Source organism: Serratia plymuthica NBRC 102599, from assembly GCF_001590925.1.
Lineage (GTDB): Bacteria > Pseudomonadota > Gammaproteobacteria > Enterobacterales > Enterobacteriaceae > Serratia > Serratia plymuthica.
Genome location: NZ_BCTU01000036.1, coordinates 1 through 23,245, shown reverse-complemented (window position 1 = coordinate 23,245; position 23,245 = coordinate 1). Strand labels below are relative to the sequence as shown.

The 23,245-nt window shown below is 57.6% G+C and carries 26 protein-coding genes and 1 riboswitch; of the genes, 18 read left to right on the top strand and 8 right to left on the bottom strand.

The genetic code is table 11. From position 1 onward, the window contains the following. The first annotated feature begins 76 nt into the window (after positions 1-76). On the top strand, positions 77-334 hold the full coding sequence (locus tag SPL01S_RS21980) for a VF530 family protein (protein ID WP_063202833.1): 258 nt from the start codon (positions 77-79) through the stop codon (positions 332-334). Between the two features lie 15 nt (positions 335-349). Here the strand turns inward: SPL01S_RS21980 and yvcK are convergent, their stop codons facing one another. Further along, positions 350-1,267 (bottom strand): uridine diphosphate-N-acetylglucosamine-binding protein YvcK, encoded by a 918-nt coding sequence (gene yvcK, locus SPL01S_RS21975; protein WP_004941894.1) that lies wholly within the window; start codon positions 1,265-1,267, stop codon positions 350-352. A gap of 262 nt (positions 1,268-1,529) precedes the next feature. Then, positions 1,530-1,673, top strand: a riboswitch (molybdenum cofactor riboswitch). Here yvcK and moaA point away from each other — a divergent pair. The 6 genes from moaA to SPL01S_RS21945 all read left to right on the top strand — a co-directional run bounded on the left by moaA (position 1,660) and on the right by SPL01S_RS21945 (position 5,281). After that, positions 1,660-2,646 (top strand): GTP 3',8-cyclase MoaA, encoded by a 987-nt coding sequence (gene moaA / locus SPL01S_RS21970; protein WP_063202831.1) that lies wholly within the window; start codon positions 1,660-1,662, stop codon positions 2,644-2,646. Its footprint overlaps the riboswitch before it by 14 nt. 83 nt (positions 2,647-2,729) lie before the next feature. Then, a complete protein-coding gene (moaB, locus tag SPL01S_RS21965) occupies positions 2,730-3,242 on the top strand; it encodes a molybdenum cofactor biosynthesis protein B (RefSeq protein WP_004941898.1) in 513 nt (170 codons plus the stop codon). Between the two features lie 5 nt (positions 3,243-3,247). After that, positions 3,248-3,727, top strand: coding sequence for a cyclic pyranopterin monophosphate synthase MoaC (moaC, locus tag SPL01S_RS21960; RefSeq protein WP_063202829.1), 480 nt, complete (start codon positions 3,248-3,250; stop codon positions 3,725-3,727). Then, positions 3,724-3,969: a molybdopterin synthase sulfur carrier subunit gene (gene moaD, locus SPL01S_RS21955; protein WP_006324160.1), complete on the top strand. Its 246-nt coding sequence runs from the start codon at positions 3,724-3,726 to the stop codon at positions 3,967-3,969. Before moaC ends, moaD begins: the two co-directional genes overlap by 4 nt. Before the next feature lie 2 nt (positions 3,970-3,971). Next, a complete protein-coding gene (moaE, locus tag SPL01S_RS21950) occupies positions 3,972-4,439 on the top strand; it encodes a molybdopterin synthase catalytic subunit MoaE (RefSeq protein ID WP_062790396.1) in 468 nt (155 codons plus the stop codon). A 131-nt stretch (positions 4,440-4,570) separates the two neighbouring features. Further along, positions 4,571-5,281, top strand: a complete 711-nt coding sequence (locus tag SPL01S_RS21945; RefSeq protein ID WP_004941907.1) for a Bax inhibitor-1/YccA family protein — start codon at positions 4,571-4,573, stop codon at positions 5,279-5,281. Positions 5,282-5,394: 113 nt separating this feature from the next. Here SPL01S_RS21945 and SPL01S_RS21940 read toward each other — a convergent pair whose 3' ends face one another. From SPL01S_RS21940 to SPL01S_RS21920, 5 genes are read right to left on the bottom strand one after another with little or no spacing between them, the layout of a single operon-like run. Beyond that, positions 5,395-6,501: an ABC transporter permease gene (locus SPL01S_RS21940; protein ID WP_063202827.1), complete on the bottom strand. Its 1,107-nt coding sequence runs from the start codon at positions 6,499-6,501 to the stop codon at positions 5,395-5,397. A gap of 11 nt (positions 6,502-6,512) precedes the next feature. Then, positions 6,513-7,685 carry an ABC transporter permease gene (locus SPL01S_RS21935; RefSeq protein WP_006324163.1) on the bottom strand — a complete coding sequence of 391 codons (1,173 nt, stop codon included), beginning with the start codon at positions 7,683-7,685 and terminating at the stop codon, positions 6,513-6,515. Between the two features lie 14 nt (positions 7,686-7,699). Beyond that, positions 7,700-9,430: an ATP-binding cassette domain-containing protein gene (locus SPL01S_RS21930; RefSeq protein ID WP_063202825.1), complete on the bottom strand. Its 1,731-nt coding sequence runs from the start codon at positions 9,428-9,430 to the stop codon at positions 7,700-7,702. Positions 9,431-9,440: 10 nt separating this feature from the next. Further along, positions 9,441-10,427 (bottom strand): secretion protein HlyD, encoded by a 987-nt coding sequence (hlyD, locus tag SPL01S_RS21925; protein WP_063202822.1) that lies wholly within the window; start codon positions 10,425-10,427, stop codon positions 9,441-9,443. An 18-nt stretch (positions 10,428-10,445) separates the two neighbouring features. Next, entirely contained in the window at positions 10,446-11,135 is a 690-nt protein-coding gene (locus SPL01S_RS21920; RefSeq protein ID WP_062869981.1) for a transcriptional regulator, read from the bottom strand. 303 nt (positions 11,136-11,438) lie between these two features. Here SPL01S_RS21920 and rhlE point away from each other — a divergent pair, with 303 nt between their 5' ends. From rhlE to dusC, 3 genes are all read left to right on the top strand, one after another. After that, positions 11,439-12,803: an ATP-dependent RNA helicase RhlE gene (gene rhlE, locus SPL01S_RS21915; protein ID WP_006324167.1), complete on the top strand. Its 1,365-nt coding sequence runs from the start codon at positions 11,439-11,441 to the stop codon at positions 12,801-12,803. Between the two features lie 118 nt (positions 12,804-12,921). Continuing rightward, positions 12,922-13,881 carry a D-2-hydroxyacid dehydrogenase family protein gene (locus SPL01S_RS21910; RefSeq protein ID WP_063202820.1) on the top strand — a complete coding sequence of 320 codons (960 nt, stop codon included), beginning with the start codon at positions 12,922-12,924 and terminating at the stop codon, positions 13,879-13,881. A gap of 81 nt (positions 13,882-13,962) precedes the next feature. Further along, the gene (dusC, locus tag SPL01S_RS21905) at positions 13,963-14,892 is read left to right on the top strand and encodes a tRNA dihydrouridine(16) synthase DusC (RefSeq protein ID WP_063202818.1); all 930 of its coding nucleotides are present in this window, start codon (positions 13,963-13,965) and stop codon (positions 14,890-14,892) included. Between the two features lie 65 nt (positions 14,893-14,957). On the opposite strand, the gene SPL01S_RS21900 is transcribed toward dusC, so the two are convergent. Beyond that, a complete protein-coding gene (locus SPL01S_RS21900; RefSeq protein WP_063202816.1) occupies positions 14,958-15,422 on the bottom strand; it encodes a FidL-like protein in 465 nt (154 codons plus the stop codon). After that, positions 15,419-16,234, bottom strand: coding sequence for a winged helix-turn-helix domain-containing protein (locus tag SPL01S_RS21895; protein ID WP_063202814.1), 816 nt, complete (start codon positions 16,232-16,234; stop codon positions 15,419-15,421). The genes SPL01S_RS21900 and SPL01S_RS21895 overlap by 4 nt, the downstream gene beginning before the upstream one ends. 401 nt (positions 16,235-16,635) lie before the next feature. Between SPL01S_RS21895 and SPL01S_RS21890 the strand changes: the two genes are divergently transcribed. From SPL01S_RS21890 to SPL01S_RS21855, 8 genes are all read left to right on the top strand, one after another. Beyond that, complete coding sequence (locus tag SPL01S_RS21890) at positions 16,636-17,160, top strand: fimbrial protein (protein ID WP_004941923.1); 525 nt, start codon at positions 16,636-16,638, stop codon at positions 17,158-17,160. Between the two features lie 208 nt (positions 17,161-17,368). Beyond that, entirely contained in the window at positions 17,369-17,914 is a 546-nt protein-coding gene (locus SPL01S_RS21885) for a fimbrial protein (protein WP_063202812.1), read from the top strand. A gap of 54 nt (positions 17,915-17,968) precedes the next feature. Further along, positions 17,969-20,515, top strand: coding sequence for an outer membrane usher protein (locus SPL01S_RS21880; RefSeq protein ID WP_063202809.1), 2,547 nt, complete (start codon positions 17,969-17,971; stop codon positions 20,513-20,515). Positions 20,516-20,521: 6 nt separating this feature from the next. Beyond that, positions 20,522-21,271 carry a fimbria/pilus periplasmic chaperone gene (locus SPL01S_RS21875; RefSeq protein ID WP_063202807.1) on the top strand — a complete coding sequence of 250 codons (750 nt, stop codon included), beginning with the start codon at positions 20,522-20,524 and terminating at the stop codon, positions 21,269-21,271. A 29-nt stretch (positions 21,272-21,300) separates the two neighbouring features. After that, positions 21,301-21,957, top strand: a complete 657-nt coding sequence (locus tag SPL01S_RS21870; RefSeq protein ID WP_063202805.1) for a fimbrial protein — start codon at positions 21,301-21,303, stop codon at positions 21,955-21,957. 10 nt (positions 21,958-21,967) lie between these two features. After that, positions 21,968-22,468, top strand: coding sequence for a fimbrial protein (locus tag SPL01S_RS21865; RefSeq protein ID WP_063202803.1), 501 nt, complete (start codon positions 21,968-21,970; stop codon positions 22,466-22,468). A 14-nt stretch (positions 22,469-22,482) separates the two neighbouring features. Beyond that, positions 22,483-22,959, top strand: a complete 477-nt coding sequence (locus tag SPL01S_RS21860; protein ID WP_063202801.1) for a fimbrial protein — start codon at positions 22,483-22,485, stop codon at positions 22,957-22,959. Positions 22,960-22,970: 11 nt separating this feature from the next. Next, on the top strand, positions 22,971-23,245 hold a 275-nt coding region (locus SPL01S_RS21855; protein WP_373282290.1), incomplete at its 3' end, for a fimbrial protein.

Genomic DNA, 23,245 nt, shown 5'->3' with positions numbered 1-23,245 from the left:
AGGGTATAAATTTCTTGTCGCCTGCGCCAAAGCTGATTATGGTGTGCGGCCAATTGACTAACGCGAGCCAAAGACCATGACCGAACACCAGTCCAAAGACCCGTTGCACGGCGTCACTCTGGAACAACTTTTAACTAAGCTGGTGGAGAGCTATGGCTGGTCAGGGTTGGCCGAACGCATTCGCATCAACTGCTTCAGCAGCGATCCCAGCATCAAGTCCAGCCTGAAGTTTTTGCGCCGCACGCCCTGGGCGCGCAAGCAGGTGGAAGATCTCTATATCGATATGGTCAACAGCGCCGCCAGCGACAACCCCTGGCTGCGCGGGCGCGATTAACCGACTGCGATTAACTCAGGCGCGGGTGCCCAGTTCTATCAACGCCTGATCCAGCGCCTGCCGCAGCAGTTGACGATCGTGGCGGTAAGGAATATCGGCGGCTTCCAGCGGTTGCTGAATCACTACCCGATCCTGCACTGCCCCGGTATCCGCCGCCGGGCCGACAATCAGCGCATCAATCATCTTGCGGCCAATCCGCTCTTCCATCAGTTCCAGCTTGTCTTTCAGCGACAATGCCGCCGCCGCGACGCTCAGTTCGCGCCCCAGATTGCCGATGTAAATCATATTGGCACTGCTGCGACGCAGAGCCTGGGTGAGGTCGTCCAACAGTAACAACGGCATCAGGCTGGTGAGAAAACTGCCCGGCCCAATCAGGATCACGTCGGCCTGTGCGATGGCGTCCAGCGCTTCACGCGTGGCATGGACGTGCGGCGACAGCATCAGCTCCTGCGGCATATGGGTGAGCTGGTCGATATTCACCTCACCGTAAACCTGGTGGCCTTCGTGATCGTGCGCCATCAGATCCACCGGCTGCTCGGACATCGGGATCAGCGCCGCGTCCACTTTCAGCAGGCTGCGTACCAGATTGATCGCTTCCAACGGGCGCACGCTAAGGTGATCCAGCGCTTTCAGCATCAGATTGCCGAGATTATGCCCCGACAGCTCGCCGTTGCCGCTGAAGCGGTATTCGAACATCGCGGAGGCGACGCTCGGTTCGGTGATCAGTTGATTGAGACAGTTGCGGGTATCGCCCCAGGCAATGCCGCCTTCCGAGCGGCGGATGCGACCGGTGGAACCGCCATTATCGGTGGTGGTCACAATGCCGGTTAAACGGGAGCCTAAAGACGACAGGGAAGACATCACGCGACCAAGACCGTGGCCGCCACCTAATGCCACCACCCGATCGAGATCGGCCAGGGTACGATTACGCATAAATTTCCTTACAAAGGGGGCTGAAACTGCCCGCATAAAGTAGCGGATTTGGCGTAAAAACGCGAAAAAGAGTGTCATTTGCGTGATTCTGGTCAATTCACCTGCGCAAGGGGCGTTTATCATGGTTAACCAGACTCGCGGCTACGTAAAAGCGCTGTATACACAATTATATAGCGAAATTGCGAGTTGGCTATCGCGTTTATTTAGCGCTAGTATTCTGGTGAAAACCACGGTTTCGTTCCGGCTATTTAAGCAGCGGGAACTGAGACCAAAACTCCTAGCCTCTGGGCCTACGTTGTTCCTGCGAACAATATGGTGCTTGGGCCGTGGCGAAGTCAGCCACCAGGGTGCAGAGTGGAAACGCTCGCATCTCCCGACTTTGGAAAGGTGTTATGGTGCCGCAACTCATTGATGCTTATGAGCGTAAGTTCTATTACTTGCGCCTGTCGATCACCGACGTGTGTAACTTTCGTTGCACCTACTGCTTGCCTGACGGTTACCGACCTAACGGCAGCCCGAAAACCTTCCTGTCGCTGGATGAGATCCGGCGCGTCAGCCGCGCATTTGCCGAACTGGGCACTGAAAAGGTCCGCCTGACCGGCGGTGAACCTTCGCTGCGCCGCGATTTTACCGAGATCATTGCCGCCGTGCGTGAAAACCCGGCCATCCGAACGCTGGCGGTCACCACCAACGGTTACCGTCTGGCGCGCGACGTCGCCCAGTGGCGCGACGCCGGCCTGACGGCGATTAACGTCAGCGTCGACAGCCTGGACGCCCGCCAGTTTCATGCCATTACCGGCCAGGACAAGTTCCGCCAGGTGATGGACGGCATCGATGCCGCGTTTGCCGCCGGGTTCAGCAAGGTCAAGGTCAATGCGGTACTGATGCGTGACGTCAATCATCAGCAACTGGGCGCATTTCTGCACTGGATCAAGGACCGCCCGATCCAACTGCGTTTTATCGAACTGATGGAAACCGGCGAGGGTGGCGAGCTGTTTCGCCGGCATCACGTGTCCGGCGAAGTGATTCGCTTGCAACTGGAGCAGCAGGGCTGGCAACGGCAACCCCGCGGCCGCAGCGACGGCCCGGCGCAGGTATTCAGCCACCCGGATTATCAGGGGGAAGTGGGGTTGATCATGCCGTACGAGAAAGATTTCTGCGCCAGCTGCAACCGGCTGCGGGTCTCCGCCATCGGCAACCTGCATCTGTGCCTGTTCGGCGATCAAGGCATTACGCTGCGCGATCTGCTGGCGGACGACGGCCAGCTCGAGGCATTGAAGCAACGTATCCAGGGCGGGTTGCTGAGCAAAAAACAGACCCATTTCCTGCATCAGAACAACACCGGCATTACCCAGAACCTGTCGTTTATCGGCGGATAATGCTCTGCATATCTCAAGCCACAGCGTTGTTGGCTGTAACTTGAAATCTATTGGGCATCCAACGAAGAGGAGCATCGTTAACAATGAGTCATGCCAGCAGTGAATTCATTCCGGCGCATATCGCCATTCTGACCGTCTCGGACAGCCGGGGCGAAGCGGAAGACACCTCCGGCCATTATCTGCAGGAAGCGGCGCAGGAGGCGGGCCATCAGGTGGTGGATCGCGCCATCGTCAAAGACGATAAATACCTGATCCGCGCGCGGGTTTCCGCGTGGATTGCCGATGAAGGCGTGCAGGCGGTGTTGATCACCGGCGGCACCGGTTTTACCGCCCGCGACAACACCCCGGAAGCGCTGCTGCCGCTGTTCGACCGCGAGGTCGAAGGATTCGGCGAACTGTTCCGCATGGTGTCCTACGAAGAAATCGGCACCGCCACTATCCAGTCGCGCGCGCTGGCCGGCATCGCCAACCGGACGGTGATTTTCGCCATGCCGGGTTCGACCCGCGCTTGCCGCACCGCCTGGGAGCGCATTATTGAAGAGCAGTTGGACGCGCGCCACCGCCCGTGCAACTTCCAGCCTCATTTGAAGAGATAAGATCCATGACGCAGTTAACCCATATTAACGCCGCGGGCGAAGCCCATATGGTCGACGTGTCCGCCAAGGCGGAGACGGTGCGCGAAGCCCGCGCCGAGGCCTTTGTCGAGATGCTGCCCGCCACGTTGGCGATGATCCTCGGCGGCAGCCACCACAAGGGCGACGTCTTCGCCACGGCGCGCATCGCCGGCATTCAGGCGGCGAAACGCACCTGGGAGCTGATCCCGCTGTGCCATCCGCTGATGCTGAGCAAGGTTGAAGTGCAGTTGGAGGCGCAACCGGAACACAGCCGGGTGCGCATTGAAACCTGCTGCCGGCTGACCGGCAAGACCGGCGTCGAAATGGAAGCGCTGACCGCCGCCTCGGTCGCCGCGTTGACCATTTACGACATGTGCAAAGCGGTGCAAAAAGACATGGTGATCGGCCCGGTACGGCTGCTGGCGAAAAGCGGCGGCAAGTCCGGTGATTTTAGGGTGGACCTATGATTAGCATTCTGTTTTTTGCCCAAGTGCGCGAACTGGTGGGGACCGGTGATTTGTCGATGCCGGCGGACTATCCCACGGTAGAGGCGCTGCGCAGGGCGTTGTGCGCACGCGGCGAACGCTGGGCGTTGGCGCTGGAATCCGGCAAGCTGCTGACGGCGGTCAATCAGTCGCTGGTGGCGGCCGAGCACCCGCTGCGCGCCGGCGATGAAGTCGCTTTCTTTCCGCCGGTAACCGGAGGTTAACAGTGGAAAACACCCGTATCCGCGTCGGCGCAGCGCCCTTCAGCGTCGGCGATGAGTATCAGTGGCTGGCGCAGTGCGATGACGACGGCGCCGTCGTGACCTTCACCGGCAAGGTGCGCAACCATAATCTGGGCGATGACGTCAGCGCGTTGACGCTGGAGCACTACCCCGGCATGACCGAAAAAGCGCTGGCGGAGATCGTGGAGGAAGCGCGCAACCGCTGGCCATTGCAGCGGGCGACGGTGATCCACCGCGTGGGCGAACTGTTTCCCGGCGAGGAGATTGTGTTCGTCGGCGTGACCAGCGCGCACCGCAGCATGGCGTTTGCCGCCACCGAATTCATCATGGACTACCTGAAAACCCGTGCTCCGTTCTGGAAGCGCGAAGCGACCGGGCAGGGCGAGCGCTGGGTCGACGCGCGCGACAGCGATCGTCAGGCGGCGGAACGTTGGCATAATGCGAATAAATAAAGGGTAAACCGCAGAAATATATCAATACCTTTGCCGCTTCCGCGTTGCCGTTTCTGTGGTACGCTTATTACAGGCTGAGTCCCATCAGATGGGGCTTTAACATCTTGTTCCACATGCAAAAGGTAACCGTCATGGACCGATATCCACGCTCTAATGGTTCAATCGTTGAACGTGCCAACAGCGGCATTCAGGCTTATATGGCGCAGGTTTATGGCTGGATGACCTGTGGCCTGCTGTTGACGGCGTTTGTTTCCTGGTACGCGGCCAACACGCCCGCGATCCTCAACTTTATTTTCTCCAGCCAGATCACCTTCTTCGGCCTGATTATCGCTCAGTTGGCGCTGGTGTTCGTGATTTCCGGCATGGTCAACCGCCTGAGCGGCACTGTGGCTACGTCACTGTTTATGCTTTATTCGGCGCTGACCGGGCTGACGCTTTCGAGCATTTTCATTGCTTATACCTACAGCTCGATCGCCAGCACCTTTGTGGTGACCGCCGGGATGTTCGGAGCCATGAGCCTGTACGGCTACACCACCAAGCGTGATTTGAGCGGTTTCGGCAGCATGCTGTTTATGGCGCTGATCGGCATCGTGCTGGCTTCGCTGGTGAATATCTGGCTGAAAAGCACCGCGCTGATGTGGGCGATTACCTATATCGGGGTGCTGGTGTTCGTTGGCCTGACGGCGTACGACACCCAGAAACTGAAAGCTATGGGCGAACAACTGAACGCCGATGACAAAGACAGCTTCCGCAAATACGCCATCGTCGGCGCGCTGACGCTGTATCTTGATTTCATCAACCTGTTCCTGATGTTGTTGCGTATCTTCGGCAACCGCCGCTAAATCCGTCGTTTTTCAAGCCGCAGCGTTGTTGCTACGCGCCAGGCTGCAGCTTGAAATCCATAGGGTATCTGGTGATCGAAAAGGCTCTGCGATTCAACACGCAGAGCCTTTTTTTATGCCATTTTGCGGCGGAACATGGCGTAGGCGGCGCTGCCGGTGGTGGCGGTGATCACCAGCAGCGGCCACAGGCTGTGCCAGATAATGCCGAAGCTGGCGTCCTTCAAATAGATCTGTTTGGTGATGTCGGTAAAGTGGCGAATCGGGTTAACCCAGGTGAGATCCTGTAGCCACACCGGCATGTTCTCCACCGGCGAGACATAACCGGAAAGCAGGATCGCCGGCATCATAAACACGAACACGCCGATAAACGCCTGCTGTTGCGTGGCGCACAGCGACGAAATCAGCAGACCGAATCCGACCAACGACAGCCCGTAAACCAGCATGGTGCCGTAGAACAGCAGCAGCGAGCCGGCGAACGGGATCTGGTACATAAAGATGCCAATCATCAGCACGATGCTGGCCTGGAAGGTGGCGACAATCAGCGCCGGTACCGCTTTACCGATAAAAATCTGCCAGGTGGTCAGCGGCGATACCAGCAACTGCTCCAGCGTGCCCTGTTCACGCTCGCGCGCCACCGACAGCGAGGTGACAATCAGCACGCCGATGGTGGTGATCATGGCGATCAGCGAAGGCACCACGAACCATTTGTAATCCAGATTCGGGTTATACCAGTTACGCACCACCAACTCGCTGTTGTTGGGTTTGACGCGGTTGCCGATCAGCTCGTTTTGGTAATCTTGCACAATCTGCTGCACATAGTTGGCGGCAATTTGCGCGCTGTTGGAATTGCGCCCGTCGAGCAGCAATTGCAGCGGGGCGGTAGTGCCGCTGGCGATATCGCGCGAGAACTGCGCCGGGAAGCGGATCAGCAGCAGCGCCCGCTGGTTGTCGAGGGTGGTTTGTATCTCTTGCGGGCTGCGCAGCAGCAAGACGTGCGAAAAGGCTTTCGCCTTGGCGAAGCGCTGAGTCAGCTCCACTGAAGCATGACCGCTGTCTTCGCTGTACACCGCGATGGTGGCGTTGGTCACCTCCAGCGTGGCGGCGAACGGGAACAGCAGCACCTGCAGAATAACCGGTAGAATCAGGATGGCGCGGGTCTGCGGATCGCGCAGCAGCGATTGCATTTCCTTAATGATTAACGTCCAGAGACGGTAAAACATTGTCTTTCTCCTTAATCCAGCCGCCGCTGGGTTTTCCAGGCCGTCAGGCCGATAAACACCACCGCCGAGGCGATCAGGAACAGCAGGTTAATCATCAGTACCGTGCCGACGTTGCCTGCAAGAAACAGCGTCTGCAACGTGCTGACGAAGTAGCGCGCCGGGATGATATAAGTCACGGCGCGCACGATTGCCGGCATGCTGTCGATTTGGAAGATAAAGCCGGACAGCATGATCGAAGGCAGGAAAGCGGCATTCAGCGCTACCATCGCCGCGTTGAACTGGTTACGGGTGATGGTGGAAATCAGCAACCCCATGCCGAGCGTGCTGGCGAGGAACAGGCTGCTGATCACGAACAAAATCAGCAGAGAACCGCGGTAGGGCACGCCGAGCACGAATACCGAGACCACCATGCACAGCACCATGGCGATCATGCCGAGGAAGTAGTAAGGCACCAGTTTTGAAAGCAACAGTTCGCTGCGCGTCACCTGGGTGGAGAGCAGTGCCTCCATGGTGCCGCGTTCCCATTCGCGGGCGATCACCAGCGAGGTAAGGATCGCGCCAATCACCGTCATGATAATGGTGATGGCGCCGGGAATGATGTAGTGCCGGCTGATGGCCGCCGGGTTAAACCAGTAGCGCATCTGCACGTCAATCAGTGGTTTGTCCTCGCGCCCGCGATCGGTGGCGCGCTGCTGCTGCCAGATTTGCCACACGCCCTGGGTATAGCCCTGGACAAAGTTGGCGGTGTTCGGCTCGCTGCCGTCGGTGATAACCTGGATTGGCGCGCTGTCGTGCGGCCGCGCCAGCTGTTTGTCAAAGTCGTTGGGGATCACCACCAGCCCACGGATGCGCCCGGCTTGCATCAGTTGGATCAGCTGTTGGCGGTTATCGCTGATGGTCGGTTCAATGTAGGGTGAGCCGGCGAAAGCGTGGGCCAGATCGCGGGCGTCCTCGCTCTGTTGCTCCATTAAAATGCCCAGCCGCAGCTTGCTGGAATCCAGGTTGATGCCGTAGCCGAAGATAAACAGCAGCATCAAAGGGATCACAAAGGCGATCAGCCCGCTGCTGGGATCGCGCAGAATCTGCCGCGTCTCTTTCAGACACAGTGCACGCAGCCGTCGCCAGGAGAAACCGCTGGCGTCGGTGGGGGTGGTTTTCTCGTTCACGGCTATTTTTTCGCTCAAGGCTGCTTTCTCGCTCACGGCTGTTCCTCCCGATCGTAGCCCTGCACCAGATCGATAAACGCCTGCTCCATTGAAGGATTGGGGTTGTCGTCGCTGGCGACTTGCTGTTTGAGATCGTCCGGCGTGCCGGCGGCGATGATCTTGCCGCGATACACCAGCCCGATGCGATCGCAGTACTCCGCCTCGTCCATAAAGTGGGTCGTGACCATCACCGTCACGCCTTTATCCACCATGCCGTTGATGTGCAACCAGAACTCGCGGCGGGTCAGGGGATCGACGCCCGAGGTCGGTTCGTCGAGAAACAGAATGTCCGGTTCGTGCATCAGCGCGCAGGCCAGGGCCAGCCGTTGCTTGAAGCCGAGCGGCAGCGAATCCGGCGTTTGGCTGAGGATCGGCCCAAAGTTGAAGGCGGTCGACATCTCGCTGATTTTGTCGCGCTGCGCTTTGCCGCTCAGGCCGTAAACACCGGAGAAAAATTTCAGGTTCTGCGCCACCGTCAGGTTGCCGTACAGCGAGAATTTCTGCGCCATATAGCCCAGACGCTGGCGCGCCTTGCCGGAGCTGGTTTTCAGATCCATATCCAGCACCAGCGCCTTGCCTTCGGTCGGCACCAGCAGCCCGCACATCATTTTGAAGGTGGTGGATTTGCCGGCGCCGTTCGGGCCGAGCAGGCCGAAAATCTCACCGCGCTGCACCTTGAAGTCCACGTGGTCGGTGGCGGCGAAATCGCCGAATTTCTTGGTCAGCCCCTGCGCTTCAATCACCGTTTGCGAGCTTTCCCCCTCGACGGTCGGCATGATCTCCGCCAGCGCCGATTTACTGTTTGGCCCGCCGCCGAGCAGATCGATAAACGCATCCTCGAAGCGCGGATCCGCTTCCGTCATTTCCGCGTCCGGCAGATCCAGCGCTTGCAGTATCTGGCGGTGATCTTCGCCCTGCTTGAGGATCAGCCGCAGGTATTTACCCTGGATCACCCCGTCGGTGACCGAAGGCAGGCAGATAGCCCGTTGCAGCAGGGCGCGGTGGCTGCCGGCGGGGGGCGCAATCAGCACCGTGCGCCCGGCCATGCGCTGGGTCAGATCTTTAGGTGCGCCGCTGAACAACAGTTCCCCTTCATTGAGCAGCAGCACTTCGCGGCACTGCTCGGCCTCGTCAAGATAGGAGGTGCTCCACAGGATCAGCATGCCGTCGTTGGCCAGCTCATGCACCATGCGCCACAGTTCGCGGCGCGAGATCGGATCGACGCCGACCCCAGGCTCATCCAGCAGCAGCACCTGCGGTTGGCCCACCAGCGTGCAGGCCAGCCCGAGCTTTTGCTTCATGCCGCCGGAAAGCTTGCCCGCGAGGCGGGTGGTAAAGCGAGTGAGATCGGTGAAGGTCAGCAGCCGCTCGAAGGTTTGTTTACGCAGATCGCCGGTGACGCCGCGCAGATCGGCATACAGCGTCAGGTTTTCCATGACCGTCAGATCTTCATACAGCCCGAACTTTTGCGGCATGTAGCCGAGGATGGCGTGCAGTTGACGATCTTGCGCGATCGGATCCAACCCGGCGACGCGCAGCATGCCGCTACTGGGTTTCAACAACCCGGCCAGCATGCGCAGCAGCGTGGTTTTACCTGCGCCGTCCGGGCCAACCAGCCCAGTGACCGCGCCACTGGTCAGGCGGGTGGTCAGGCTGGCGACCGCGGGCTTTGCCAACGACGGGAAACGTTTTTCCAACGCCTCCAGTTCAATGACCTGTTCCATCACCGGCCCCTCAAGGTTTGGCAAAACGAACGGTGACCGGCATGCCCTGGCGCAACGCGTCATCGGCGTCGGTGACGATCACCCGCAGGCGGTACACCAAATCGGTGCGCAGGTCCGGGGTTTCGACGCTTTTCGGTGTAAATTCGGCGGTCGGCGACACAAAGCCGATTTTGCCGTGATAAGGCTTGTTCGGCCGGCCATCGGTATAAATTTCCAGTTCGGCGCCCGGCACCGCTTTACCCAGGCTGGATTCGTTCACATAGGCGCGCACCCACACCGGGCGGGTCAGCGAAAGCGTAAACACCGTGCCGCCGGCGCTGAGCATGGTGCCGGGCTCGATTGCGCGCGTCAGCACCGTGCCGGCCGAGGGGGAAACCAGAATGGTGTCATGCAAGTTCAACTGCGCCTGCGCCAGCGCGGCTTCATTTTGTGCCAGGTTGGCTTTGGCTTCTTCTATCTCCTGAGGGCGGTTGCCGCTGAGGTATTGCGACAGCTTGTCTTTCGAGGCTTGCAGGTTGGCCTGCGCCTGATTGCGCGAGGTGCGGGCATCTTCCAGCGCGTCGGCGGAGGTGGCGTTTTTCGCCCATAATCCTTGCTGGCGTTTGAGGAAGCTGTCGGCATAGTTAAAGGCGGAAAGGCGTTGCGCCACTTCCGAACGCACCTGGGCAATTTCTTCGGCGCGGTAACCGGCCATCAGCAGCGCCAGCTTGGCCTTGGCGCTGGCGACGTTGGCCTGCGCCTGTTGCAGTGCGTTAATGTAGGGCGCGTCGTCCAGCTTGCCGAGCAGTTGCCCCGGTTGGAGCGGGTCGCCCTCGTCCACGGTCAGCGACGCCAGCCGCCCGTCGACGCGGAAGCCGAGATTCACCGTGCGGATATCGACGTTGCCGTACAGCGTCAGCGGCTGGTCTTGCTGCTGTTGGTAATACCAAAAGCCGTAACCGGCGGCGGCGATCAGCACGATAGCCGCCACAATGAGGGCACTGCGTTTCTTGTTCATAACACTCCCTGCCTGAATTTAAGCGCCATAACGCTGGCGCAGCCCATTAACCAGAAGATCTATGTGTTCCGCCAGCACCTCGCTGATTTGCGCCGCTTCGGCCGCACCGATCTGCTGCCAGCCAGCTTGCCGGCGCACGGTTTCCCGCGCGATGCGAAACGACAGCACCTCGCCGAGCAGCGCATGGGTGTGCAGCACGATTTTGGTCGAGCGTTCGTCGATGCCGGTATAGGCCGCCAACAGGCGGCACAGTTTGCTATGCAGCGGCGCTATCACCTGCTGGTGGATCAGCGGATAAGCATCGGTAGGCGAGAGCTGCTCGCGCGACATGATTTTGCTCAGGTTCAGCGTGTGCGGTTGGGTCATCAGTTCGCTGAACGCCAGCAGCCCGCTTTTCAGGTAGGCGAGATACTGTTCCGGCCGGCGCTCGGCGGCTGGTCGTTGCCAGAAACGGTCAATCTCCTCGGCCAGCGGGCGGAACGCCTGCTGGATAAAATCGGCAATCCACTGCGCAACGGCCAGATAGAGGCCTTCTTTGGAATTGAAGTAATAGGTAATGGCGGCGATGTTCTGCCCGGCGCGTTGGGCGATATCGCGGGTGGTTGCGCCCTGAATGCCGTATTCGCCGAACATCTCGATGGCGGCGGCGATCAGCTGCTGGCGCGCCTGTTCGCCGCGCGCCCGGCTGGCAATTTGATTACCCGGCATAGACAGTGCTCGCGAAAGTTAATCAATCATATGATTAACTTTATGCCAGATTGGGTGAAATGCAACCAGAAACCCTTTTTTAATTCAGGTTATTTTCAGGATATACTGAATTTCCGGCATATTGTGCTCTCAGTCAGTAAAATTGCGTTTTCTTGTGCGACTTCTGCTACACTCCCGCGCTGGTGCACTGCAGTTTGTGCCAAATCCCTCGTGGTCATGCTTAATGCCCCGTCTGATCATCCTCCCAGGAAACTGCACCGAACATTAGTTTAGGTTAGGGGGGATCTGGAGCTTTTCTCTACTATGTCATTTGAAACTCTCGGCTTAAGTGCTGAAATTCTGCGCGCTGTTGAAGAACAGGGCTATCGCGAACCTACGCCAATTCAGCGCCAGGCTATCCCTGTAGTGTTGGAAGGTCGTGACCTGATGGCCAGCGCACAGACCGGTACCGGTAAAACCGCTGGCTTTACCCTGCCGCTATTGCAGCTGCTGAGTAAGCATGATCATCCGATCAAAGGCCGTCGCCCGGTACGTGCGCTGATCCTGACGCCAACCCGTGAACTGGCGGCGCAGATCGGCGAAAACGTCGAAGCTTACAGCAAACACCTGCGCCTGCGTTCGCTGGTGGTGTTTGGCGGCGTGAGCATCAACCCGCAGATGATGAAACTGCGCGGCGGCGTCGACATTCTGGTGGCAACACCGGGTCGCCTGCTGGATCTGGAACACCAGAACGCGGTTGATCTGTCCAAAATTGAAATTCTGGTGCTGGACGAAGCTGACCGCATGCTGGATATGGGCTTTATCCATGATATCCGTCGCGTGCTGGCCAAGCTGCCTGCCAAGCGTCAGAACCTGCTGTTCTCAGCGACCTTCTCCGACGACATCAAAGCGTTGGCGAACAAGCTGCTGCACAACCCGGCATCGGTGGAAGTGGCGCGCCGCAACACCGCGTCCGAGCAGATCGAACAAAGCGTGCACTTCGTCGACAAGAAGCGTAAGCGGGAACTGCTGTCGCAGATGATCGGCGAAGGCGACTGGAAGCAAGTCTTGGTGTTCAACCGCACCAAGCACGGCGCCAACCACCTGGCCGAGCAGCTGAACAAAGACGGCATCACTGCCGCGGCGATCCACGGCAATAAAAGCCAGGGCGCACGTACCCGTGCATTGGCCGATTTTAAAGACGGCAAAATTCGCGTGCTGGTGGCAACCGACATCGCGGCGCGCGGTCTGGACATCGATCAGTTGCCGCACGTGGTGAACTACGAGCTGCCTAACGTGCCGGAAGATTACGTGCACCGCATCGGCCGTACCGGCCGTGCAGAGCGTACCGGTGAGGCTATCTCGTTGGTCTGCGTGGATGAACACAAACTGCTGCGCGACATCGAGCGCCTGCTGAAGCGTGAAATCCCGCGTATTGCCCTGCCAGGCTACGAGCCGGACCCAAGCATCAAGGCGGAGCCGATCATCAACGGCCGTCAGGGTGGCGGGCGCGGCAACGGCGGCGGTCAACGCTCCGGTAACGGTGGTGGTCAACGCAGCGGTAACGGCGGCGGCCATAGCGGCCAACGTGAAAACCGTGGCGGCGGCAGTGCTCGCCCTCAGGGTGACGGCAAACCGCGTTCAGGCGCGCCGGCACGCCGTCCGCGCAGCCGCAAACCGGGCGAATAATATCGCACTGTTGCAAGACGCTATCAGGCCACCTTTATAGGTGGCTTTTTTTATGCCTGGCGGAAGTGAATTTTCGTACTAGGATCGACGGGGTAACTCAATTTCTCTGGAGCCGGTGATGAAACTGAAGTGCGCAATTCTTGATGATTATCAGCAGGTGGCGCTCGCCATGGCGGACTGGTCGGCGATAGCCGAGCGGGTTGAGGTGTTCGCCATGAGCCAGCATTTTACCGATGAAGCGGAGCTGGCGGTGCACCTGCAAGACTGCGACATGCTGGTGATCATGCGCGAGCGCACGCCGATCACCGCCACGCTGCTGGCCCGTTTGCCGAAGTTAAAACTGCTGATCACCTCCGGTATGCGCAATGCCTCTATCGATCTGGCCGCCGCCGAGCAGCGCGGCATTGTGGTTTGCGGCACCGCCAGCGGTTCGGCCGCGCCGATGGAGCTGACCTGGGCGCTGCTGCTGGGATTGGCAAAGCACACGGTGGCGGAAAATGCCGGGCTGCGTAATAACGGCCCCTGGCAACAGGCGCTTGGTGTCACCCTGCAAGGCAAAACGCTGGGCCTGCTGGGGCTGGGCAAGATTGGCAGCCAGATGGCCAGGGTGGCGCAGGCGTTCGGCATGCGGGTGCTGGCCTGGAGCCAGAACCTGACGGCGGAAAGAGCCGGGCAACAGGGCGTTGCGTTGGCCGAATCGAAACGGGCGCTGTTCGAGCAGAGTGATTTTGTCTCCGTCCATTTGGTGCTGAGCGAACGCAGCCGCGGGCTGGTGGGGCGCGATGAACTGGCCGCGATGAAACCTTCCGCCTATCTGATCAACACCTCGCGCGCGGCGATTGTCGATCAGGCGGCGTTGATAGAAGCCCTGCAACAACAAAGGATCGCCGGTGCCGGGCTGGACGTGTTCGAGGTTGAACCTTTGCCGATGGACGATATCTTCCGTCGCCTGCCCAACGTGCTGGCGACGCCGCACCTGGGTTACGTGGCCGATGACAACTACCGTATCTACTTCCGCGAGGCGATTGAGGACATCGAGGCGTTTCTCGCCGGGCAGCCCCTGCGCAGGTTGGGCTAAGCGGCTTTTTATTCCCCCGTGCGCTTGTCTGATACCGGCATTCCCCCGTATCATTGCGCGTCTTTTTTAGCTGGGGTAATCATGCGCGTATTATTGGCTCCGATGGAGGGCGTTCTCGATTCTTTGGTGCGCGAGCTGCTCACCGAAGTGAACGACTACGACCTGTGCATCACCGAATTCCTGCGCGTGGTTGACCAACTGCTGCCGGCCAAATCTTTCTACCGCCTGTGCCCCGAACTGCACCACGCCAGCCGCACCCCGTCCGGCACGCTGGTGCGCATCCAACTGCTGGGCCAGCACCCGCAGTGGCTGGGGGAAAACGCCGCCCGCGCGGTCGAACTGGGCTCTTACGGCGTCGATCTCAACTGCGGCTGCCCGTCCAAGCTGGTTAACGGCAGCGGCGGCGGGGCAACCTTGCTGAAAGACCCGGAACTGATTTACCAGGGCGCCAAAGCGATGCGTGCGGCGGTGCCGGATCATCTGCCGGTGACGGTAAAGGTACGCCTGGGTTGGGACAGCGACAGCCGCAGTTTTGAAATCGCCGACGCGGTACAACAGGCGGGTGCCACCGAGCTGGCGGTGCATGGCCGTACCAAAGAGGACGGCTACAAGGCCGAGCGCATTAACTGGGCGGCGATTGGCGAGATCCGCAAGCGGCTGACCATTCCGGTGATCGCCAACGGCGAAATCTGGGATTACCAAAGCGCGCAAGACTGCCTGCAAACTACCGGCTGCGACGCGGTGATGCTGGGGCGCGGCGCATTAAACGTGCCGAACCTGAGCCGGGTGGTGAAATACAACGAACCGCGCATGCCGTGGCCGCAGGTGGTACAGCTGCTGCAAAAATACGTTCAGTTGGAAAAGCAGGGCGATACCGGCCTGTATCATGTGGCGCGCATCAAGCAGTGGCTGGGGTATTTACGCAAAGAGTATGCCGAGGCCACCGATCTGTTCGGCGAAGTGCGCGCTCTGACCAACTCGAAGGACATTGCGCGGGTGATTTTCCGCTGACGTGAGAAAAGCGGCGGGTTACCTCGGTGATAACCCGCGATAATTTATTTCATTGGTAGGCGTTATTATTTTTTTGCACAAATAAGATGCGGGGTATTAATGGTTTTTACCAGTATTGCATTATCTTTCAAGTGCGCGATTTCTATATGAAACTCAACGCCAGGTGAGTCGACCAATATATCCCTTGACCAGATGTCCTCCGGGGTAGTGTCTATGGAGTGTTTGACTACTTTGGTTATTTTGATGGTTCTAACCTTATTGGTTTCATTAGGTGAAAGCGAGAAGTAGCTGCTTCTGGAGAGCCAGTAGCTATGTTCTCTCGTTTTAACCGTACCAACGATGTTGAAAAAACCCTCCGTATCATCGGTTAGAAACAAATTCACCCGTCCAACAAATGAGGTGAAGTCGTTATCCCTTTCTATATGTAATTGATATTGTGATGCGCACTTAAAAGGTTCGTCTGCGCGAAGAGATAATGAAAAAAACGCTAAAAACAGAATGGCATTAACGGTAATGAGAATTATTTTCATTTTAATGCATCTCTCTGTAGTTTAATATTTAAGCAGTTATCATAATGGTTTTCGCTGTTTTTACTGCAAACAGAAATCAGCTCTGCTCTTTGTAATTTGCTATCAAATCTGTCTTCTGAGTAAAAAACGTCCTTATCACTATTTACACAATAAATGTTTTTTTCATTAAGTATATCTATTACTTTTTTTGGAGAAGTCGGGTCTATTTCAGCGTTGCCAATAACGTAAATTTCACAGTTCTTCAACTCAGACACCTTGGTGTAGAGGGCGTTATTATGATGTTCTTTATACCTTGATATCGCTATAAGCAATGCACCCACGGCTAGCACTATAAAGACAGTGATTTTTTTATTTTTCAGCAATGATCGAAGGTGAAATTTTTTTTTTGAACCCTCTATTTCAATCATTTTCTCTTCTTCTACTACTTCGCTATTGGGGCTGTCCCCTTGGCTGACCATCGGTTCTGAGGGCTGCAACATGGCTTCCGTAAGAACAATCTCGGCTTCAAAGCGAAACCCCAGTTTAGGAATGGTCACGATAATTTCGTTTACTAGCCCCAAAAGTGCAAATGCCTTACGCAATTCACTAATGTAATTATTTAATCCGGCATTGGAGGCGGTGAACCCATAAGTGGTCCATACCCTTTCAAGGAGATCATCCCGGGTAATGTTTTTCTTGTTGTTCTGTATTAACTCCAGCAATAACCGGCTTGCAGGTTTAGTCAGTTTGGTGAAAACCTGGTTATTCTCGTAAAGAAAAAGTGTCAATTCTTCAGAGTTAAAAACAACGATTTTATTTATTATGTATTTCATATTTATAAGTCTTATGTGGATGAGCAGGTGTTGTTGTCAGCCGATATCCTAACGAAGATGACTTGGTTTTCAAGAAAAATCTTATTGCCGGTATAAGATTTTTCCAGTGGTGATAATTTAGTGTTTTTATTCTGGTGCAATAATCTGGCTACTGCCATTATTTTTATAATTTACAGTGTAAAAATATAATTTATTTTATTTTATGGTTTTTAATATCGTAAAATATCAATTATTTAGTTTATTTTGCTGTTTTGTTTTTGGTGGGGGTATCATTTTCACATCGCCAAAACAGGGGGGTAGCAAGATTCTCTGTATTGGCGAACGTGAAAAAATAAAGAGTGGCTGCGTAAGCACAAGGACTCTTTCTTTATTAAACTAATTGTATATATGGAATTAACACAATGAAACTGAACAAAATCATGCTGGCAGCCGTAATGACTCTGGGTACTATCTCTATGGCTAACGCCGCTAACCAGGGTTCCGGTACCGTGACCTTTAAAGGTTCTATCATTGATGCACCATGCTCTATCGAACCGGGCAGCCTGGATCAGACCGTGAAGCTGGGCGATATCGCCTCTGCACAGTTGAAAAACGGTGGCAAGTCTACACCGCAGGATATTCTGATCAAGCTGGTCGGTTGTGATGTGCAAACGGCTAAAGACGTGACCACCACCTTTAGCGGTACCGAGTCTGAAGCAGCACCAGGCCTGTTGGCAATGAAAGGTACTGCACGCGGTGCCAGCATCGCCATCAACGACCTCGACGGTAAACTGCTGCCACTGACCAAAGCCAGCAAGGCGCAAAAAATTGAAGACGGCCAGGCGACTCTGCGCTTCAGCGCACACCTGCAGGGCGACGGTGCTTCTGCTGCCATCACCCCGGGCGAATTCAACTCTGTTGCTGACTTTACCCTGGCGTACCAATAAGCCCACGGCGATTAATTCGCACAGTTAATTGCATGCGGGGCAACCCGCATGCTGCTTATACCCAAAATAATTGGAGTTGCAGGAAGGCGGCAACTGAGCGAATCCCGATGAGCTTACTCAAGTAAGTGATTCGGGTGAGTAAAGGCAGCCAACACACCTGCAAGTTGAAGTATGACGGGTATATTAACTTGTTATCTGGGGAGAAGGTATGCATTCGCAGCATGGCAAAAGGATATTGCACAGTGCGGTGTTCGTTAATCTGTTGCTGTGTTCCTCTTTGGCGCAATCGGCCAATCAGGGGCGTGGCGAAGTGACCGTGAATGGCAGGATTATCGCCTCCGCCTGCGCTATTGATACCGAAAGCCTTGACCAAACCATTACCATGGCGACATTGCCCGTCAGCCAGATTATTCGTGACGGCCAGGGCGAGTTACATGAGTTTACTATTAAGTTGGTAAATTGCACGTTAGAGAAATTCAATCCTGCCTTGGATGACTGGCGATATTTTGCCGTGACCTTTGACGGCAGAGAAGATGCCGGGTTATTTGGTATTGATGGCAACGCGAAGGGTATTGCTCTGCAAATATCCGATGCGCGGGGCAATGTCGCCGCACCCGGTATGCCTATGGCAAAAAATGAAATTCAACCCGGCACTATGGAATTCAATTATGGCCTGCGGTTGGTTGGAAATGATCAGGTAATGAAGGCCGGGAGTTATTACTCCACCGTGCGCTTTAAAATGGATTACTACTAAACCTATCTGAACGCGGTAACTGCGAATTAAATAATTATTGATAAGGGTCTGCGGATGTCAACTACTCCGTCATATGGCTGTATAGGGAAAATACGACCGCGAATTTTGGGGCTGTTGATCGCCTTTATTCTGGCGGGGAATGCTGCCAATGTCGCAGCTGCTGATATTGAATTCAATACCGACGTACTGGATGTGACGGATCGCGCCAATATTGACCTGGAACAGTTTTCTCGCGGTAACTTTATTATGCCCGGCGATTATCTGTTTGCCGTGCATATCAATAAACAGACATTAACCGATCAGCCGGTGGCGTTTTACCCGCCGGATGGCGATGCCAAAGGCAGTGAAGCCTGTATTACGCCGCAGTTGGTTGAACAACTGGGGTTAAAAGAGTCTGCATTACTGAAATTGACCTGGTGGCACCAAAACCAGTGTCTGGACCCCCGCAGCCTGGAGGGGATGGAAGTGCGCGGCGATTTAGGCGCGGCGGCGCTGTACCTGAATATTCCGCAGGCGTACCTGGAATACACCGCAGAAAACTGGGACCCACCTTCGCGTTGGGACGAGGGGATCCCGGGGGTGCTGTTTGATTACAACCTGAATGCGCAAAGCCAGCGCCAGCAAAAGCAGGGCACGCAGAGCTATAACCTCAGCGGCAACGGCACGGTGGGCGGCAACCTGGGGGCCTGGCGCCTGCGGGCAGACTGGCAATCGCGGCTGGATCACCAGGGGGGCTCGGGCGAGCCGAACCGCACCAGTTGGGACTGGAGCCGTTACTACGCCTACCGCGCCCTGCCGAAGCTGGGTGCCAGGCTGACGATGGGCGAGGACTATTTAAACTCCGACATCTTCGACAGCGTGCGTTTTGCCGGTGCCAGCCTGGTGACCGATGACAACATGCTGCCGCCCAACCTGCGCGGCTATGCGCCGGAGGTGACCGGCGTGGCGCGCAGCAACGCCAAGGTGATTATTCGCCAGCAAGGGCGCGTGTTGTATGAAACCCAGGTGGCGGCGGGGCCGTTCCGCATTCAGGACATCAACGACGCGGTCAGCGGCCAGCTGGACGTGCGGGTGGAAGAGCAGGACGGCAGCGTGCAGGAATTCAAGATGGACACCGCCAGCATTCCGTACCTGACCCGGCCCGGCTCGGTGCGTTACAAGGTGGCGGCCGGCCGGCCGGCGGACTGGGAGCACCATAGCGACGGGCCGATGTTCGGCACCGGCGAGTTTTCCTGGGGCGTGAGCAACGGCTGGTCGCTGTACGGCGGCGGCGTGGCGGGCGGCGATTACAACGCGCTGGCGCTGGGGGTGGGGCGTGACCTGATGATGTTCGGCGCACTGTCTTTCGACGCCACCCAGTCACGCGCCAATTTGCCGCAACAGGGCACCCTAAGCGGCGGTTCATACCGCCTGAGCTATTCCAAGCGCTTTGACGACTACGACAGCCAGGTGACCTTTGCCGGCTACCGCTTCTCGGAGCGCAACTATATGTCGATGGGCGAATACCTGGATGCACGCCGCGACGGTACGCGAACCAACAGCAGCAAGGAGATGTACACCATCACCTTTAACCAGCAGTTCCGTGACCTGGGGTTGAGTGCCTATCTCAACTACAACCACCAGACCTACTGGGACCGGCCGGCGAATGACCGTTACAACCTGACGCTGTCGCGCTATTTCGATCTGGGGCGTTTCCGGAATATCAGCCTGTCGCTGACCGGCTATCGCAACAAATATAACGGCACCAACGACGATGGCATGTACCTGTCGCTGTCGCTGCCGTGGGGCAGCAATGGCTCGCTGAGTTACAGCGGCAGTTACAACCGCAACGATAACACCCATCAGGTGGGTTATTACGACCGGCTCAATGAGCGCGACACCTATCAGGTGAGCGCCGGTACTGCACGCAGCGGCGCGACCGCCAGCGGCTACTACAGCCACAGCGGCGATCTCAGCCAGGTGAACGCCAGCGCCAGCTACCAGGCCGGGCAGTACAGCTCGCTGGGGCTGTCGATGCAGGGCGGCGCGACCGCCACCCTGAAAGGGGCGGCCTTGCACCGCAGCAGCATAAGCGGTGGCACCCGCATGTTGCTGGATACCGACGGCGTGCCGGGGATCCCGATCCGCGGTTACAGCTCACCGACTCTGACCAATGCCTTCGGCAAAGCGGTGGTGGTGGACGTCGGCAGTTACTACCGCAACCAGTTCAGTATCGATCTGAACACGTTGCCGGAAAACGCCGAAGTCAGCCAGAGCGTGGCGCAGGCCACCCTGACCGAAGGCGCCATCGGCTACCGGCACTTCGAGGTGATCGCCGGCGAGAAGGCGATGGCGGTCGTGCGGCTGGCGGACGGCTCTGCCCCGCCGTTTGGTGCCACGGTGCGCAACGGCAAGCGGCAGGAGGTGGGCATTATCAATGACAACGGCGAAGTCTACCTGAGCGGCATCAACGCCGGGGAAGCCATGAGCGTGAGCTGGGGCGGCGCGGAGCAGTGCGGCTTTACCCTGCCGCAGACGCTGTCGCCGAGTGAAATAACCAATCTGTTACTGCCTTGCGGCCCGCTGGCCAACGGCAAAGCGTTAAAAACTATTGAAGAGTAGAGAGCAATGAAAACCAATAATCTAGTGACATTAATTGCCGGCGGCCTGGCGGGCCTGCTGTGCGCCCAACAGGCGACGGCCGCCATCGCGCTGGACCGCACCCGTGTGATCTTCAGCGGCGGCGACAAGTCGGTGAGCATGAGCATCAGCAATGAGAATAAGCAGCTGCCTTATCTGGCGCAGGGCTGGATCGAAGACGCCAACGGCAAAAAAATCACCAGCCCATTAACGGTATTGCCGCCGGTGCAACGCCTGGAACCGGGCGCCAAAAGCCAGGTGAAAGTGCAGGGGTTGCCGGCCGCCAATACGCTGCCGCAGGACCGCGAAACGCTGTTCTACTTCAACCTGCGAGAGATCCCGCCGAAGAGCGACAAACCCAACACGCTGCAACTGGCGCTGCAAACCCGCATCAAGTTGTTCTACCGGCCGAAGGCGATTGCGGTAGCCAACCCGGAATCCAGCGCGCCGTGGCAGGAAAAACTGACCCTGACCAAACAGGGCGACAGCTACCAGGTGAACAACCCGACGCCGTATTACGTGACGCTGGTGGATGCCAGCAGCAAAAAAGGCGGTGCCAGCGCGCCAGGGTTCGAACCGCTGATGGTGGCACCCAAGGGCAGTGCGCCGCTGAAGGTCGCCGCCTCTTCACTGGGCAACGCGCCGGTGCTGACTTACGTCAATGACTACGGCGGCCGCCCGCAACTGAGTTTCAACTGTAACGGTGCAAGCTGCCAGGCGGTGGCGGGCAGCAAGTAAGGCTCACTGACACAACAGGTGGATAAGCGATGCGAAGAACATCCCGGCGATGGAACGGCGGCGGTTACCACCGCCATGAATGGTTGTATGCCCTGGTAATTATGGCTGCGGTGATGATGGTACCTGCGTGCCTGTGCGTAATGCTCTGGCTGATGCCGTCAGCCATAGCGGCGAATAACTGGCAGGTGGAAGGGGCCCATGGCGAGCTGCATGTGCGCGGTGAACTGACCGAAAGCGCCTGTCGGCTGGAGATGGCGAGCGCTTATCAGGCAGTGTGGTTGGGGAGTACCGCCACGGCGCAACTGGCGAAGGCGGGCGATCGCAGTGCGCCAGTGAACCTGCAACTGCACCTGCGCGACTGCCTGCGTGGCCCTTCCGCTAATCGGGATCAGCATACGGGTAACCTGCTGTGGAGCGCCCATCAGCCGGCGGTATCGGTGAGTTTTATCGCCCCAGCGGACGCCGATAACCCGGAACTGGTGAAGGTGCACGGTGCTTCCGGGCTGGCATTGCGCATTAGTGATGATCGCGGCAGGGATATCCGCCTCGGCAGCCGTGGTGCTCCGTTGGCGCTGGCGGTGGGGCAAAACGCGCTGAACTACCGCATTACGCCAGAACGCACCCGTGCACCATTGCTGCCCGGCGCCTATGCGGCGGTGGTGGATTTCCAGCTCAGCTATGACTAAGGGAATGGGCATGAAGGCAAAGTTTAGACAGTGTTTGCCCGGCTGTGGGCTGGCGGCGTTGGTGTTGTTGTTCGGCCCGCAGGCGCAGGCGGCCAGCACCACCATCAAGGTGACGGTGACCATCGTGGCGCCACCGCCGTGCGTGATTAACAACAATAACCTGATCGAAGTGAATTTCGGCAACGATGTGATGACCACCCGCATCGACGGCAGCTACAAGAAACAGCCGGTGGCGTATTCGGTGGAGTGCAAAAACGCACCGAACAATGCAATGAAAATGCAAATTCAGGGGACCGGCGCCGGCTTTGACGCCGAGGTGCTGCAAACCAACAAGGACGATTTTGGGGTGGCACTGTTACGCAACGGTAATCGGCAGCCGATCAACACCTGGGTGAATTTTACCTACCCCAATATGCCAAAGTTTGAGGCGGTGCCGGTCAAGCAGGCCGGGGCGACGTTGAGCGGCGGGGCCTTCTCCGCCGGGGCGACCATGAAGGTGGAATACCAGTGAAAGGGGCTGAGGCAATGGCGCGATACGGCAGCATTTTTCTGTTAATGGCCCTCGGCGGCCCGGCAGCGGCGGCGGAAAATATGAAATTTTCCGGCACCCTGATCGAACCGCCGCCGTGCACCATCAACGACGGTGGCGAGGTAGATGTCGATTTCGGCAACCGGGTTGGGATCACCAAAGTGGATGGCGTTAACTACCTGCAACCGGTGAACTACCGGGTTACCTGCGGCCCCGGTGCCGGGGCATGGAGCATGACGCTGGCAGTGGTCGGCACCCCGGCGGACTACGACGAGGCGGCGATCGAGAGCAACGTGGACGATCTGGCGGTTCGTCTGCTGCAAAACGGCAAACGATTTCCCCTCAACCAGCCTATTCCCATCAAGCTGAACGCACCGCCAACGCTGGAGGCAGTGCCGATCAAGCGACCGGGCGCAGCGCTGAAAGAAGGGGCGTTTGAAGCCACGGCCACCCTGCTGGCGGTGTACCAATGAGGTGGTTTGCGATGGTTAACAACATAGCCTGTTGCTTGGCGGCGTTGCTGCTGTGCAGTTCGCCAGTTATGGCGGCAGACAATATGCGCCTGCATGGCGCGCTGGTGGCCGAACCCTGCGTGATCCCGCCGGGTGATGAAACGGTGGTGCTGGATTTTGACACGGTGATCGACAAGTACCTGTATCTGAACACCCGCACCCACGGTCAGCCGTTTGAGCTGCATCTGGCGCAGTGCGATCTCAGCCTGGGCAAAACGGTCAGGGTGACCTTCAGCGGCAATGAAAG